Below are 13,136 nucleotides of genomic sequence, written 5' to 3' on the forward strand. Positions count from 1 at the left end.
CCTTGCCGTAGCGGCGCTTGATGCGCTCGGCCGAGAGCTGGATCGGCGTCAGCGGGTTCTTGATCTCGTGGGCGATGCGCCTGGCCACGTCGGCCCAGGCCGAAGAGCGCTGCGCCTGCACAAGGTCGGTGATGTCGTCGACCGTCACGACATAGGATTTTTCCTCCGAGCCGTCATCGCCCGCCTCGATGGTTATCTGCACGTTGAAGGTCCGCTCGGCGCCGCCTCGGTAGAAGGTCACCTGCTCGCGATAGACCGGCTTGCCCGATTTGCGGCCGATTTCGAAGACGCGGCCGACATGCGGCAGCACGGCGGACAGGTTCTGCCCGAGCGCGGCGCTGGCCGAGATCGCAAGCATGGTTTCTGCCGAGCGATTGACGATGGTGATGATGCCATAGGGATCGACGCCGATGACGCCGGCGGTGACGCCTGCCAGCACGGCTTCCGAAAAGCGCCTGCGCTCGTCGATCAAATCCTTGGCGGAGAGCAGCTCGTTGCGCTGCGATTTGAGCTCCAGGATCATGTTGTTGAAGGTGTCGCCGAGCGAGGCGGCGTCGCCGTCGGAAAGTCTGACGGGCACGGCGACATCGAGATTGCCGGTCGCGACCTCGTCGGCGGCACCGATCAACTGGCGGATCGGCCGCACCAGCCGGTCGGCGACCGCTATGCCCGTCCAGATCGCCGACAGGATGACGATCAGCGTCAGCGACAGGTAAGGCAGCGCGAAGGCCACCTGTGAGGTGCGGCGGTTGTCTTGCAGGTTGCGGTATTCGTCGCTGTTGGACCGCACGATCTGCCGTGCCTTGATCACATCGGGATCGACCAGCCGGATGGTGTAGAGATAAAGACCTTCGATCTCGCGCAACTTGACGATGGCGCCCATGATGTTGCGGGTTCGCGGCTCGATCAGAACCGGCCTGCCGTCGGACGCCGTTTCCACCGCGCCCGGCGGGGGCTCCGGCATGGCGAAGTCGGCATCGGTCTTGGCGCTCATCACAAAGGAGCCGTCGGGCTTGATCAGTGCGGCATGCGCCAGCGAGCGGCCAACCGCTTCCTTGTTCATCAGATCGAGGAAACCGGTACGGTCGAGGCCATAGAGCGTGCGCGAGGCATCGAGATCATAGGCCATCGACAACGTCGTGCCCTGCAGGTTGCGGGCATTTTCCTGCACATAGGCGTCGGCGATCGACAGCGAGGAATTGACGATCGTCTTGGTGCGGATCTCGAACCAGCGGTCGAGGCCGATGTCGAGCGTGATCGAGGCGATGATGGCCACCATGATGGCGGGAATGGCGGCGACCAGAGCGAACATCGCGACGATGCGCACATGCAGCCGTGAGGCCGCCTTGCCGTGCCGCCGCGCCATCACAATGCGGTGAACCTCGCGGCCGATCAACGCAATCAGGAATAGAACGAAGACAGCGTTGAGCGCGATCAGCGCCATCGTGGCTTTTGCATCCGGCGCGATCGGCGTCGCCCCGACCAGAATCGCAAAGGAGATCGCCGCCGTGATCAAAGCGCCGGCAATCGCCAGCACGCCGGGCAACGCCAGCAGCCGGCGTCTGTCCTCAACGCCGGGCTTGCTGAAAAGCGGTTCGTTCAGTGTCGGGGCCTGGGAAGCCATATCGCCGTTTAGAGTCATTGCTTGCGTCGGATGTATGCAACGCATTGTGGCGATTATGCAACAAGTGTGGCCAGGACGGAAATCTTTCCCCGGCTTATTCTGCTGGAAGGACCATCCGGCCAGGGTCGATCAGAGTCGCCCTAAAGGTCTGCGGACATGCCGGCAACGGGCGGACGAGCCTCCGCCGTGCGTGCTGGCCGGCATTCAACTCGCCATCCGCCCGCGCCGCAAGCCGCGTGGCGTTTGCCCGATCTCGCGACGCATCCAATATGCCATATGCGATTGGTGCGCGAAGCCTGCCTGATGTGCCACCTCGCTGGTGCTGAGGCCGCCGCCTAGTAACAGAGAGCGGGCGCGCTCGACCCGGCGCCGTAGGACGTAGCGGTGAACGGTCATACCTGTCGCCGCCTTGAACCATGTCCTGAGATGGGAACTGCTGGCGTTGGCAACGCGGCTCAGCCTGTCAATCGTTAGCGGCTCATGAAGGTGAGCATCGATATGCTCCAGGACGTGCCTGAGCTGAGTGTTCGACAACCGGACGGGTCGATCGGTCTCCCGATCGCCGAGGCCCAGCAGCCGCACCGCAAGCGCAACGCCGAGGCTTTCGATGAACAGGGGTTCGGTCGGCGCGCCTGTGTCGTGACCGCTTTTGAGCGCTCGCACGAGATGTTCGATCCGCTCATCCCGGACGAGATGGCGCGTGTCGAGCCGGCGCATTGTTGTGCCTCCCACCTGCCGCGCGACGTCTTCGAGCAAGGCGGACGGCAGGCGAACCTCGATTGTGCGGAACGCGGTTTCCGCCTCGAAACCGCCCTCCTGGTCAGCGGGCACGAAGTCGATGTCGCCAGCACGCCGCAGAAAGTGTCGTCCAACGTCACTGCAATAAGAATGGGTGGCCGCGCTGGCGTGAACCATGATCCTGTGGTGATGCGCTCGCGGCAGCCTGAAGGCGCCTGCTTCGACATGCCTCGAAACCATTGTTATGCCCGTCGGGACCTGGTCGGGATCGAGCTGTGCGTGCATACAGGTAGGCCTCGAATTCATAGCAAAACCTGTCCAAGATTTGGCGGTTCCTGCGCGACTTTCAATGCCGGCGCCCCCTAAACCCAAGCCTCGTTGCCAATGCAAAGAGGTTGATATGGGTTACTATGTTGTCGTCGGCGCAGGGCCGGTTGGACGCGAAACGGCTCGGCTGCTCGGTGAGGAAGGAAATAATGTCGTCCTCACCAGCAGGAGCTTGGGTTCCATCGATTTGCCCGGCGTCCGCGCGGTACAGGCCGACGCCGCGGATGCCGCCGAGCTGTCGCGCATGGCCCGAGGCGCCGATGCGATCTTCATGTGCGCCATGGCCGCCTATGATCGGTGGCCGACCGACTTTTTCCCCATCCTCGACGGCACGGTGCGCGCGGCGGAAGCCGCCGGCGCGAAAATTATCCTGCTCGGAAACCTCTACGGCTATGGTGAGAACGCCGAAAGTCCGCTGCACCCGGACTTGCCGCTCGATCCGACATCAAGGAAAGGTACGACCCGCACGATAATGTGGCAACGAGCACGCCGCGCCGATGCACCAGCCATCGAAGTGCGGTCCAGTGACTATCTTGGACATGGCGCGATCAGCTACTTCTCGCTGCTGGCCCTGCCCTCCGTCGTCGAGGGAAAACCCGTCTCGTTCGTGGGAAACCTCGATGCTGCTCACGCGTGGACGTTCACGAAGGATGTGGCCAGGACGCTTGTGGCGTCGTCCCGTTACACGGGCGAATGGGGACGGGCATTCCACGTGCCCTCGCAATATGCCTCGCCCCGTGAACTCATGCGGAAAACAGCCGCGATGCTCGGCAGGGAGCTTTCGGATCTGCACTCCTATTCCGTCTCCGAAATGGAGGCTCTGGGCCTGCACGAGGCCGTGGAGATGCGCTACCTCTTCGACCGCCCGCTGCTGGTCGACTCCTCCGACACCGAGCATCTTCTTGGCGTAACCGCCAGCAGCCTGGACGCGATGATCGCCGACACGCTGCGCGATCATCTTTGAGCAGTCGCGCGGCAGCATGGCGCCGGCTCGGGAGCCAATCTCCGGCTAGACCTGCCTCGAGGACTTGTAGACGTTGACGCCAAGCTCGCGGATCTTCTTGCGCAGCGTGTTGCGGTTGAGCCCCAGGAGCTCAGCCGCCTTGATCTGGTTGCCGCGCGTCGCCGTCATCGAAGCAAGGACCAGCGGGTATTCGACCTCGGCGAGGATGCGCTGGTACAGGCCAGCCGGCGGCAGATCACCGGCGAACGAAGCAAAATAGCGCTGCAGGAAATGCTCCACCGCCTGACCGATGGAGAGATCGTCGGGAATGAGATTGCCGCCGCCGGGGACTACCGGCCGCTCGCCGGTCTTGAGCTCGGCCTCGATGATCTCGGACGAGATCTCATCCTGAGAATAGAGCGCGGCCAGCCTGCGGATCAGGTTTTCCAGCTCGCGCACATTGCCCGGCCAGGGGTAGCGCTTCATCAACTCGATGCCGCCGGAGGAAATGCGCTTGGTCTGCAGCCCCTCGCTGGCGCCCTGCTTGAAGAAATGCCGCACCAGGTCCGGAATGTCCTCGGAGCGCTCGCGCAGCGCCGGCAGCCTCAGCGGCACGACGTTGAGGCGGTAGAACAGGTCCTCGCGGAACAGCCCCTGGTTTATCAGCGTGCGCAGGTCCTTGTTGGTGGCGGCGACGATGCGAACGTCGGTCTTGATCGGCGTGCGGCCGCCGACGGTCGTATATTCGCCTTGCTGCAGCACGCGCAGCAGACGTGTCTGCGCCTCCATCGGCATGTCGCCGATCTCGTCGAGGAACAGCGTGCCGCCTTCGGCCTGCTCGAAGCGACCGGTGGAGCGGTTCTGCGCGCCGGTGAAGGCGCCCTTCTCGTGACCGAACAGTTCCGATTCTATCAAGTCGCGCGGGATCGCCGCCATGTTGATGGCAACGAACGGGCCGCCGCGGCGGCGGCCATATTCGTGCAGCGCGCGGGCCACCAGCTCCTTGCCGGTGCCGGATTCGCCGCTGATCATCACCGTGAGGTCGGTCTGCATCATGCGGGCCAGCATGCGGTAGATGTCCTGCATGGCGGCGGAGCGGCCGACCAGCGGCATCGTCTCCGGTTGGTCGTCGGCGCGCGCGTCGAGCTTCGGCCGTCTCGGCTCGGCCAGCGCCCGGTTGACGATGTTGAGCAGTTCGGTCAGGTCGAACGGCTTCGGCAGATATTCATAGGCGCCGGTCTCGGAGGCGCGGATGGCGGTCATGAACGTGTTCTGCGCGCTCATCACGATGACCGGCAGTTCCGGCCGCGCCTTCTTGATGCGCGGCAGCATGTCGAAGGCGTTCTCGTCCGGCATCACCACGTCGGTGATGACGAGGTCGCCCTCGCCCGCCGCCACCCAGCGCCACAGCGTCGAGGCATTCGAAGTGACGCGCACCTCATGGCCGACGCGCGACAGCGCCTGATTGAGCACGGTGCGGATGGCCGCATCGTCATCGGCGACCAGAATGTTGCCGCGTGCGGTCATGAGCGGTCTCCTTCAGCTTCTTCGTCGACACCGTGTGCGGTCTCCTTCCAAGCCGGCATCAGGATGCGGAACGTGGTTCCCCGCGGCGTCGAATCGCATTCGATGATGCCGCCATGCTCGCCGACGATCTTGGCCACCAGCGCCAGCCCGAGGCCGGAGCCGTTCGGCTTGGTGGTGATGAACGGGTCGAACAGGATCGGCAGTATGTCCTCCGAAACACCGGGACCGTTGTCGCGCACGCAAAATTCCAGCGGCAGGGACACGCGATCCTGCGTTCCCGGCACCGAAACACGGATGCCCGGCCGGAAGGCAGTGGACAGCACGATCTCGCCTTGCGGGTCCGAACCGATCGCCTCGGCGGCGTTCTTGACCAGGTTGAGGAACACCTGGATCAGCTGGTCGCGGTTGGCGAAGACCGGAGGAAGCGATGGATCGTATTCCTCCAAGATCTTGATCCGTTTCGCAAAACCGTTCTTGGCAATCGCCTTCACATGGTCGAGAACGACATGGATGTTGACCGGGTAGCGGTCGATTGGCCGTTCGTCGGAAAAGACCTCCATGCGGTCGACGAGTGAGACGATGCGGTCGGTCTCGTCGGTGATCAGCCGGGTGAGCGCGCGGTCCTCGTCGGAGGCTGACAGTTCCAGCAACTGGGCGGCGCCCCTGATGCCGGACAATGGGTTCTTGATCTCATGCGCCAGCATGGCGGCAAGGCCGGTGACCGAGCGGGCGGCGCCGCGATGCGTCATCTGTCGGTCGATCTTGTCGGCCATCGACCGTTCCTGGAACATCACCACCACCGTGCCCGGGAATTCCGGCACCGGCGCCACGTAAAGGTCGACGACCTTTTCGATGCCGAGGCGCGGCGATGACACATCGACCCGGTATTCGTTGACCGGCGCCAGGCGCTCGCGCACCTGGTCGACAAGGGTGAGCAGCGGGCTGCCGAAGGGCACGAGCTTGGACAACGTGTTGCGGGCAAGCATGGTCGCGCTGGAGCGGAAGAAATCCTCCGCATCGGCATTGGCGAAGGTGATGAAGCCGCCGGCATCAACCATGATCACCGGGCGGCGGATGGTGTTCAGCACGATGTTGGCGGCGTCGACCATGTCCGGCCCTTGGGCAACTGTGGCCTTCATGCGGCGCTCCGCATCGATTCGGCGGGGTTGGAGAACACTTCACGCAGTTCGGCGATGACGCGAGCGGGCTCGAAAGAGGTGAGGATTGCCTTGCGTTGACCGGAAGTGGCGCCGGCGGCATGGCTATCGAGATACCAGCCGAGATGCTTGCGCGCCTGGCGCAGCCCGCTTTCGACACCGTAGAGCGCCAGCATATCCTGATAGTGGCCAATGACGTAGTCGGCCAGGGCCAGCCGATCTCCGGGAATGCCTGGCGCCGTCTCTCCTGCCGCGGACGCCGCGATCCTGCCGGCGGTCCACGGTGCGCCATAATGCGCGCGTCCGATCATCACCGCGTCGGCGCCCGATTGATCGAGGATGGCAGCCGCTTCCGCCGGCGAGCCGACATCGCCATTGGCGACGACCGGGATCGAAACGGCTTCCTTGACCCGCGCGATGGCGCGCCAGTCGGCCTTGCCCTGGTAGAACTGGCAGCGCGTGCGGCCATGCACCGTCACCATCCTCACGCCGGCCTGTTCGGCGCGGCGCGCCAGCATAGGCGCGTTGAGCGCGCTTTCGTCCCAGCCAAGCCGCATCTTCACGGTCACCGGTACCTCGACGGCGCCGACCACCGCCTCGATCAGCGACAGCGCGTGATCGAGATCGCGCATCAACGCTGAGCCAGCATAGCCGCCCGTCACCTTCTTGGCCGGGCAGCCCATGTTGATATCGATGATGTCGGCGCCCTCGCCCGCGGCGATCCGGGCGCCTTCGGCCATGTGCGCCGCCTCGCGGCCGGCAAGCTGGACCATGTGGATCGGCAGCCCGGAATGGCGGATTCGCAGGTCGCAGCCGGCCCTGCCTTTGGCAAGCTCTCCGCTCGCCACCATTTCCGACACGACCAGCCCGGCACCATGCCGATGGGCGCGCTGCCGGAACGCCTCGTCGGTTATTCCCGACATCGGCGCGAGGAAGACACGATTACGGATTATCACGCCGCCAATGTCGAGCGGCAGAGCCAATTTGGTCAATTCGGGCATGCACAAAAACCAAGCATATCGGATTGCTGCACATTCTCTAGCCAGTAGCAAGGCAATGTGCAACGCGCAATGACGTCAAATCAAGGCGCATTTGGGAAAAAGCTGGCCTTCGGCCAGCAAAGCGCAATGCGTCGTTCGGGATAAGCAAAGGTCGCTTTGGAATTCACAATTGGCGCACGATCTTTTCCGAAAACCGATTACACTTTTGCGGATCGTGCGCTAAGCCAATCGCAATGACTGACGCAAGCGAAAATCAGGCTTCGGGCGCCGATGACAAGGTCGCGGTGGTTATCGTAGCGGCCGGGCGCGGCGCGCGCGCCGGGCAAGCCAATGGACCGAAGCAATATCAACGCATCGGCGGCCGCGCCGTCATCGCGCGCACCTTGGAGACATTCCTCTCTCACCCGAGGACCGGTCCGGTCGTGGTGGCCATTCACGCCGACGACGGCGAGCTTTTCCGAAAGGTCGCGGGTGCGGATGCGGACCGTGTCATCACGGTCACCGGCGGCGATTCGCGCCAGGCCTCTGTCAGGCTGGGTCTGCTGGCGCTCAGGGATGCCGCGCCAGGCCGCGTGCTCGTCCATGACGCCGTACGCCCCTTTGTCGACGCCGGACTCATCGACCGCACGATCGATGCCGTCGGCGAACGCCAGGGCGCGCTGCCCGCTCTGCCCGTCGCCGACACGCTGAAGCGCGAGTCGGCAGCCGGGATGATCGAGGAGACCGTATCGAGGAACGGCCTGCATGCCGCCCAGACGCCGCAGGGCTTTCCCTTCTGGCCGCTTCTTGCCGCGCATGAAAAGGCCCATCATCTTGGCAAGGCGGATTTCACCGACGACGCCGCGATCGCCGAGTGGGCGCATATTCCGGTGAAAATCGTCCAAGGATCGCCGGACAACATAAAACTTACCTGGGCAAGGGATATTGCAATGGCCGATCAGCGGCTTTCCGGTGAACGGCCGCGCTTTCCGGATATCCGCACCGGCAACGGCTATGACGTGCATGCCTTCGAGCCGGGCGATCATGTCACGCTCTGCGGCGTCGTCATTCCGCACGACAGAAAGCTCTCCGGCCATTCCGATGCCGACGTCGGCCTTCACGCCCTCACCGACGCGCTGCTCGCCACCTGCGGCGCTGGCGATATCGGCACGCATTTCCCGCCGTCGGATCCGCAGTGGAAAGGCGCCGCCTCGAAGATCTTCGTCGAACATGCGGCCAAGCTGGTGCGCGGGCGCGGCGGACGCATCGCCAATGCCGACATCACGCTGATCTGCGAGGCGCCGCGCGTCGGCCCGCACCGCGAGGCGATGACGGCTGCCCTCGCCGCGATGCTCGGCATCGCCGGCGAGCGGATCTCGATCAAGGCAACCACCAATGAGAAGCTTGGCTTCATCGGCCGCCAGGAAGGCATAGCGGCCATCGCCACCGCCAGCGTAGTCTTTCCAGGTGAGGTTCCCGAATGAGCAACGCCGAACTCGCAAACGCCCTGCTTCTGGCCTGCCAGCAACGCGGTATCATGCTGGCGACGGCGGAAAGCTGCACCGGCGGCCTGATCATCGCCGCGCTCACCGACATTGCCGGCTCCTCCGCCGTGGTCGACCGCGGTTTCATCACTTATTCCAACGAAGCCAAGATGGAGATGCTCGGCGTTTCCGCCGCAACGCTCAAGGCGCACGGCGCGGTCTCACGCGAAATCGTGCTCGAAATGGCGGCGGGCGCGCTGGCGCATTCGCGGGCGAGCCTCGCGCTCGCGGTCACGGGCATTGCCGGCCCGACCGGCGGTTCGGCCGACAAGCCGGTCGGCCTGGTCTGGTTCGGCCTTGCGCTGGCCGGCCAGCCGATCGTCGCCGAGCACCAACTGTTCGGCCACAAGGGGCGAGAGTTCATCCGCCATGAAACCGTGCGGCACGCGCTGGAACTCGGCCTGCGCGCGCTGGGCTAAACTCCGAACTCAGGCCGTTCTTGCGCCGTAGATCTGGTTGGCGCGCTTCTCGAAGGCCTCGGCAAACATGCGGAAGGCGCGATCGAACATCGTGCCCATCAACGCGCCGAGAATGCGGCTCTTGAACTCGTAGTCGATGAAGAAGTGCACCTCGCAGCCGCTATCGGCCGGGTCGAAGCGCCAGATATTGCTGAGATATTTGAAAGGGCCGTCGATGTATTTGACATCGATGGCCTTCTCGTCGGGCTTCAGCAGCACCTGCGTGGTAAAGGTCTCGCGGATCGCCTTGTAACCGATGCTCATGTCGGCAAGGAGGATGGTGCGGCCGTCGCGCTCCTTGCGCGAGCGCACGCTGAGCGCTTCGCACAGCGGCAGGAATTGCGGATAGGCCTCGACGTCCGCGACCAGCGCGAACATCTCCTGCGGCGTATGGGCGACGCGACGGATGGCTTCGAATTTCGGCATTCGGGGATCAGCTGGTCTTTTTGAGCTGCGCTTCCCGCGCCGCGCGCAGCCTGGCGAAATCCTCGCCGGCATGATGCGAGGAGCGCGTCAGCGGGCTCGACGCCATGAGAAGGAAACCCTTGGTCTTGCCGATCGTCTCGAAGGACTTGAACTCCTCCGGGGTGACGAAGCGGATCACCGGATGGTGCTTCTTCGACGGCTGCAGATACTGGCCGATGGTCATGAAGTCGACATTGGCCGAGCGCAGATCGTCCATCAGCTGCAGGATCTCGTTCCGCTCCTCACCCAAGCCCACCATGATGCCGGACTTGGTGAAGATCGACGGGTCGAGCTCCTTGACCCGCTGCAGCAGCCGGATCGAATGGAAATAGCGGGCGCCCGGCCGCACGGTCAGGTAGTTGGACGGCACGGTCTCGAGGTTGTGGTTGAAGACGTCGGGCTTCGCCGCCACGACGATCTCCAGCGCGCCGTCCTTGCGCAGGAAGTCCGGCGTCAGGATCTCGATCGTGGTCGAGGGCGCCGCCGCGCGGATGGCGCGGATGACCTCGGCGAAATGCTGCGCGCCACCATCGGCAAGGTCGTCGCGGTCGACCGAGGTGATGACGACGTGGCTCAGCCCCATCTGCTTGACGGCATGCGCGACGCGCGCCGGCTCATCGGGATCGAGCGCGGTCGGGATGCCGGTGGCGACGTTGCAGAAGGCGCAGGCGCGCGTGCAGATTTCGCCCATGATCATGAAGGTGGCGTGCTTCTTGTCCCAGCACTCGCCGATGTTCGGGCAGCCGGCTTCCTCGCACACCGTGACCAGCTTGTGCGACTTCACGATTTCGCGCGTTTCGGCGTAGCCCTTCGTGACCGGCGCCTTGACGCGGATCCAGTCGGGCTTGCGCAGCACCTCCTGGTCCGGCTTGTGCGCCTTTTCGGGGTGCCGCACGCGCGGCGCATTGGCGATCGTGTCGAGGACAGTGACCATCTCAAACCCGGTTCCTGAGCGATCGCCTGTCCGGCGCCCGCATTCCAACGTCACTTAGGACTTTTCGGCGCAAAGAAAAAGGCCACGCCGGCGCATGCCGCCACGGCCTTTTTCGCATAGCGGTATCGATGCCGGCTAACGGCGCACCAGCCGTCCTACAAAGATCAGCAGGCAGGCGCCAATGAAGCCCGTGATCAGATAGGCGAACCAGCCAACGCCGAAAGACTGGAAATTGAGAGCTTGCAGGATTGCATTCAGCACGACCGCGCCGACGATGCCCAAGATGATGTTCATGAAGATGCCGGTGTTGGTCTTCATCACCATCTCGGCGAGCCACCCCGCCAAACCGCCGATGATGATGGCCGCCAGCCAGCCCACGCCATTCACGTCCATATGCCCACTCCTCCTGTGACGGGTGAAAATGCATCCGGAAACGAACTGCCTTGCCGCCGAGGCTCCCAGATTTTCGCAGGTGAGTCTCGCATGGTAAATCTATCATGCGTTGAGCGCCCTGCCATAGGCGTCGAGCACGCTTTCCTTCATCATCTCCGACAGGGTCGGGTGCGGGAAGATGGTGTGCATCAGCTCTTCCTCGGTGGTTTCGAGGTTCATCGCCACGACGAAGCCCTGAATCAGCTCGGTCACTTCCGCGCCGACCATGTGCGCGCCGAGCAACTGGCCGGTCTTCTTGTCGAGGATGGTCTTGATAAAGCCCTGGTCCTCACCGAGCGCGATCGCCTTGCCGTTGGCGCCGAACTGGAAACGGCCGACGCGGATGTCCCTGCCCTCGGCCTTGGCCCTGGCTTCGGTCAGGCCAACCGAGGCGACTTGCGGGTTGCAATAGGTGCAGCCGGGGATTTTCTGCTTGTCGGTGGCATGAACGCCAGGGACATTGGCGATCTTCTCGATGCAGACCACGCCTTCATGCTCGGCCTTGTGGGCGAGCATCGGCGGGCCGGCGACATCGCCGATGGCGTAGATGCCGGGCACATTGGTCTTGCCGTAACCGTCGACGACGACGCAGCCGCGGTCCGTCTTGACGCCAAGTGCCTCCAGGCCGAGGCCCTCGATGTTGCCCTGCACGCCGACGGCCGAGATCATGCGGTCGGCGGTGATCTTCTCGACCTTGCCGTCCTTCATCTCGACATGCGCCGTCACCGAGTTGGCGCCCTTCTCGACCTTGGTCACCTTGGCCTCGAGGATGATCTTCATGCCTTGCTTCTCGAACTGCTTCTGCGCGAATTTCGAGACCTCGGCATCCTCGACCGGCATCACCGCCGGCAGCAGCTCGACCACCGTCACCTCGGCGCCCATGGTGCGGTAGAAGGAAGCGAACTCGATGCCGATCGCGCCCGAGCCCATGACCAGCAGCGACTTCGGCATCTCCTTCGGCACCATCGCCTCGAAATAGGTCCAGATCAGCTTGCCGTCCGGCTCGATGCCGGGCAGCGCGCGCGGCCGGGCGCCGGTCGCGAGGATGATATGCTTGGCGGTGTAGGTGCCCTCGCCCTTGACGCCTTTCGGCACCGGCGGCTGCGGCTCCATCGGCTTCTTGGCGGTCTTGGAGACAACGATCTCGCCCGGCTTCGAAAGCTTGGCCTCTCCCCAGATGACATCGACCTTGTTCTTCTTCATCAGGAAGGCGACGCCGCCGTTCAGCCTCAGCGACACCTTGCGCGAACGGTCGACCACGGCCGCCGTGTCGGCGCTGACCTTGCCACCATCGAGCTTCAGCCCGTAATCCTTGAGGTGATCGGAATAGTGCATGATCTCGGCCGAACGCAGCAGAGCCTTGGTTGGAATGCAGCCCCAGTTCAGGCAGATGCCGCCGAGATGCTCGCGCTCGACGATCGCGGTCTTGAAGCCGAGCTGGGCGGAGCGCACCGCGGTGACATAGCCGCCGGGGCCGGAGCCGATGATGATGACGTCGTAGGATTCAGCCACGGGTTTCTCCCTGGTTTTCTAGAGTTCCAGCATCACGCGCACCAGCGGTGCCAGCGCCTTGCCGATGTTTCGCGTGTTTTCGGCATCGAGATGGACACCGTCGAGCGGCGTGGTGACAGCGACGGAGCCGGCGTCGAAGAAGCCGCAGCCTGCTTCGTCGGCGAGTGCCGAATATTGCGGCGCCAGCCGCTTCGAGGCTTCGTCGCCGCCGGCGAACATCTCTTTGAATTCGGCGTTATCGGTGCGCGTGACGGCGGGCGGCGCGACGAGCAGGATTTGCGGCGCCAGCCATTCGAACGGATAGTCGTGGCCGCGCACGATGTCGATCAGGCGCTGCATGCCCTGCTTGGCGGCGACCGGATTGCCGTGGATCCACGGCTTCATGTCGTTGGCGCCGAGCATGATGACGATCAGGTCGAGCGGCGCGTGACTCATCAGGATCGTCGGCAGCACCTTCGCGCCGTTGCGGTCGGCGCCGGCGAGATGATCGTCGAA

13 protein-coding genes are annotated in these 13,136 nt (G+C 64.0%); 3 read left to right on the plus strand and 10 right to left on the minus strand.

Features of this window, described 5'->3' with window-relative positions; all coding sequences use genetic code 11:
* Positions 1-1,624 (minus strand): PAS domain-containing sensor histidine kinase (locus tag EN742_RS09140; protein WP_189375248.1); only part of this gene is annotated, 1,624 nt, incomplete at its 3' end.
* 204 nt (positions 1,625-1,828) lie between these two features.
* Positions 1,829-2,647, minus strand: a complete 819-nt coding sequence (locus EN742_RS09145) for an AraC family transcriptional regulator (RefSeq protein ID WP_126054612.1) — start codon at positions 2,645-2,647, stop codon at positions 1,829-1,831.
* A 115-nt stretch (positions 2,648-2,762) separates the two neighbouring features.
* Here EN742_RS09145 and EN742_RS09150 point away from each other — a divergent pair, with 115 nt between their 5' ends.
* Positions 2,763-3,653 (plus strand): NAD(P)H-binding protein, encoded by an 891-nt coding sequence (locus EN742_RS09150; protein ID WP_126054613.1) that lies wholly within the window; start codon positions 2,763-2,765, stop codon positions 3,651-3,653.
* A gap of 45 nt (positions 3,654-3,698) precedes the next feature.
* Here EN742_RS09150 and ntrC read toward each other — a convergent pair whose 3' ends face one another.
* From ntrC to dusB, 3 genes are read right to left on the minus strand one after another with little or no spacing between them, the layout of a single operon-like run.
* Positions 3,699-5,159 (minus strand): nitrogen regulation protein NR(I), encoded by a 1,461-nt coding sequence (ntrC, locus tag EN742_RS09155; protein ID WP_127406286.1) that lies wholly within the window; start codon positions 5,157-5,159, stop codon positions 3,699-3,701.
* Positions 5,156-6,298, minus strand: coding sequence for a nitrogen regulation protein NR(II) (locus EN742_RS09160; RefSeq protein WP_126054615.1), 1,143 nt, complete (start codon positions 6,296-6,298; stop codon positions 5,156-5,158). The genes ntrC and EN742_RS09160 overlap by 4 nt, the downstream gene beginning before the upstream one ends.
* A complete protein-coding gene (gene dusB / locus EN742_RS09165) occupies positions 6,295-7,317 on the minus strand; it encodes a tRNA dihydrouridine synthase DusB (protein ID WP_128332697.1) in 1,023 nt (340 codons plus the stop codon). Before dusB ends, EN742_RS09160 begins: the two co-directional genes overlap by 4 nt.
* A 233-nt stretch (positions 7,318-7,550) precedes the next feature.
* On the opposite strand from dusB, the gene EN742_RS09170 reads away from it, so the two are divergent.
* Both EN742_RS09170 and EN742_RS09175 read left to right on the plus strand, forming a co-directional pair.
* On the plus strand, positions 7,551-8,780 hold the full coding sequence (locus tag EN742_RS09170) for a bifunctional 2-C-methyl-D-erythritol 4-phosphate cytidylyltransferase/2-C-methyl-D-erythritol 2,4-cyclodiphosphate synthase (protein ID WP_128332698.1): 1,230 nt from the start codon (positions 7,551-7,553) through the stop codon (positions 8,778-8,780).
* Positions 8,777-9,259, plus strand: a complete 483-nt coding sequence (locus tag EN742_RS09175) for a CinA family protein (protein WP_128332699.1) — start codon at positions 8,777-8,779, stop codon at positions 9,257-9,259. The genes EN742_RS09170 and EN742_RS09175 overlap by 4 nt, the downstream gene beginning before the upstream one ends.
* A gap of 9 nt (positions 9,260-9,268) precedes the next feature.
* Here the strand turns inward: EN742_RS09175 and EN742_RS09180 are convergent, their stop codons facing one another.
* The 5 genes from EN742_RS09180 to EN742_RS09200 all read right to left on the minus strand — a co-directional run.
* The gene (locus EN742_RS09180; RefSeq protein ID WP_126054619.1) at positions 9,269-9,724 is read right to left on the minus strand and encodes a type II toxin-antitoxin system RatA family toxin; all 456 of its coding nucleotides are present in this window, start codon (positions 9,722-9,724) and stop codon (positions 9,269-9,271) included.
* Between the two features lie 7 nt (positions 9,725-9,731).
* Positions 9,732-10,697: a lipoyl synthase gene (gene lipA / locus EN742_RS09185; RefSeq protein ID WP_127406444.1), complete on the minus strand. Its 966-nt coding sequence runs from the start codon at positions 10,695-10,697 to the stop codon at positions 9,732-9,734.
* A 135-nt stretch (positions 10,698-10,832) separates the two neighbouring features.
* The gene (locus EN742_RS09190; RefSeq protein ID WP_128332700.1) at positions 10,833-11,090 is read right to left on the minus strand and encodes a GlsB/YeaQ/YmgE family stress response membrane protein; all 258 of its coding nucleotides are present in this window, start codon (positions 11,088-11,090) and stop codon (positions 10,833-10,835) included.
* 102 nt (positions 11,091-11,192) lie between these two features.
* On the minus strand, positions 11,193-12,641 hold the full coding sequence (gene lpdA / locus EN742_RS09195) for a dihydrolipoyl dehydrogenase (RefSeq protein ID WP_127406443.1): 1,449 nt from the start codon (positions 12,639-12,641) through the stop codon (positions 11,193-11,195).
* A gap of 18 nt (positions 12,642-12,659) precedes the next feature.
* Positions 12,660-13,136: SGNH/GDSL hydrolase family protein (locus EN742_RS09200; RefSeq protein WP_128332701.1), on the minus strand; the 477-nt coding region annotated here is incomplete at its 5' end.

The sequence above is a fragment of the Mesorhizobium sp. M4A.F.Ca.ET.020.02.1.1 genome, from assembly GCF_004022645.1.
Classification (GTDB): Bacteria; Pseudomonadota; Alphaproteobacteria; order Rhizobiales; family Rhizobiaceae; genus Mesorhizobium.

Coding starts and splice junctions, on each gene's coding strand:
- lipA (WP_127406444.1), bottom strand. CDS start 10,697: ATGGTCACTGTCCTCGACACGATCGCCAATGCGCCGCGCGTGCGGCAC.
- ntrC (WP_127406286.1), bottom strand. CDS start 5,159: ATGACCGCACGCGGCAACATTCTGGTCGCCGATGACGATGCGGCCATC.
- EN742_RS09175 (WP_128332699.1), top strand. CDS start 8,777: ATGAGCAACGCCGAACTCGCAAACGCCCTGCTTCTGGCCTGCCAGCAA.
- EN742_RS09190 (WP_128332700.1), bottom strand. CDS start 11,090: ATGGACGTGAATGGCGTGGGCTGGCTGGCGGCCATCATCATCGGCGGT.
- EN742_RS09160 (WP_126054615.1), bottom strand. CDS start 6,298: ATGAAGGCCACAGTTGCCCAAGGGCCGGACATGGTCGACGCCGCCAAC.
- EN742_RS09145 (WP_126054612.1), bottom strand. CDS start 2,647: ATGCACGCACAGCTCGATCCCGACCAGGTCCCGACGGGCATAACAATG.
- EN742_RS09150 (WP_126054613.1), top strand. CDS start 2,763: ATGGGTTACTATGTTGTCGTCGGCGCAGGGCCGGTTGGACGCGAAACG.
- dusB (WP_128332697.1), bottom strand. CDS start 7,317: ATGCCCGAATTGACCAAATTGGCTCTGCCGCTCGACATTGGCGGCGTG.
- EN742_RS09180 (WP_126054619.1), bottom strand. CDS start 9,724: ATGCCGAAATTCGAAGCCATCCGTCGCGTCGCCCATACGCCGCAGGAG.
- EN742_RS09170 (WP_128332698.1), top strand. CDS start 7,551: ATGACTGACGCAAGCGAAAATCAGGCTTCGGGCGCCGATGACAAGGTC.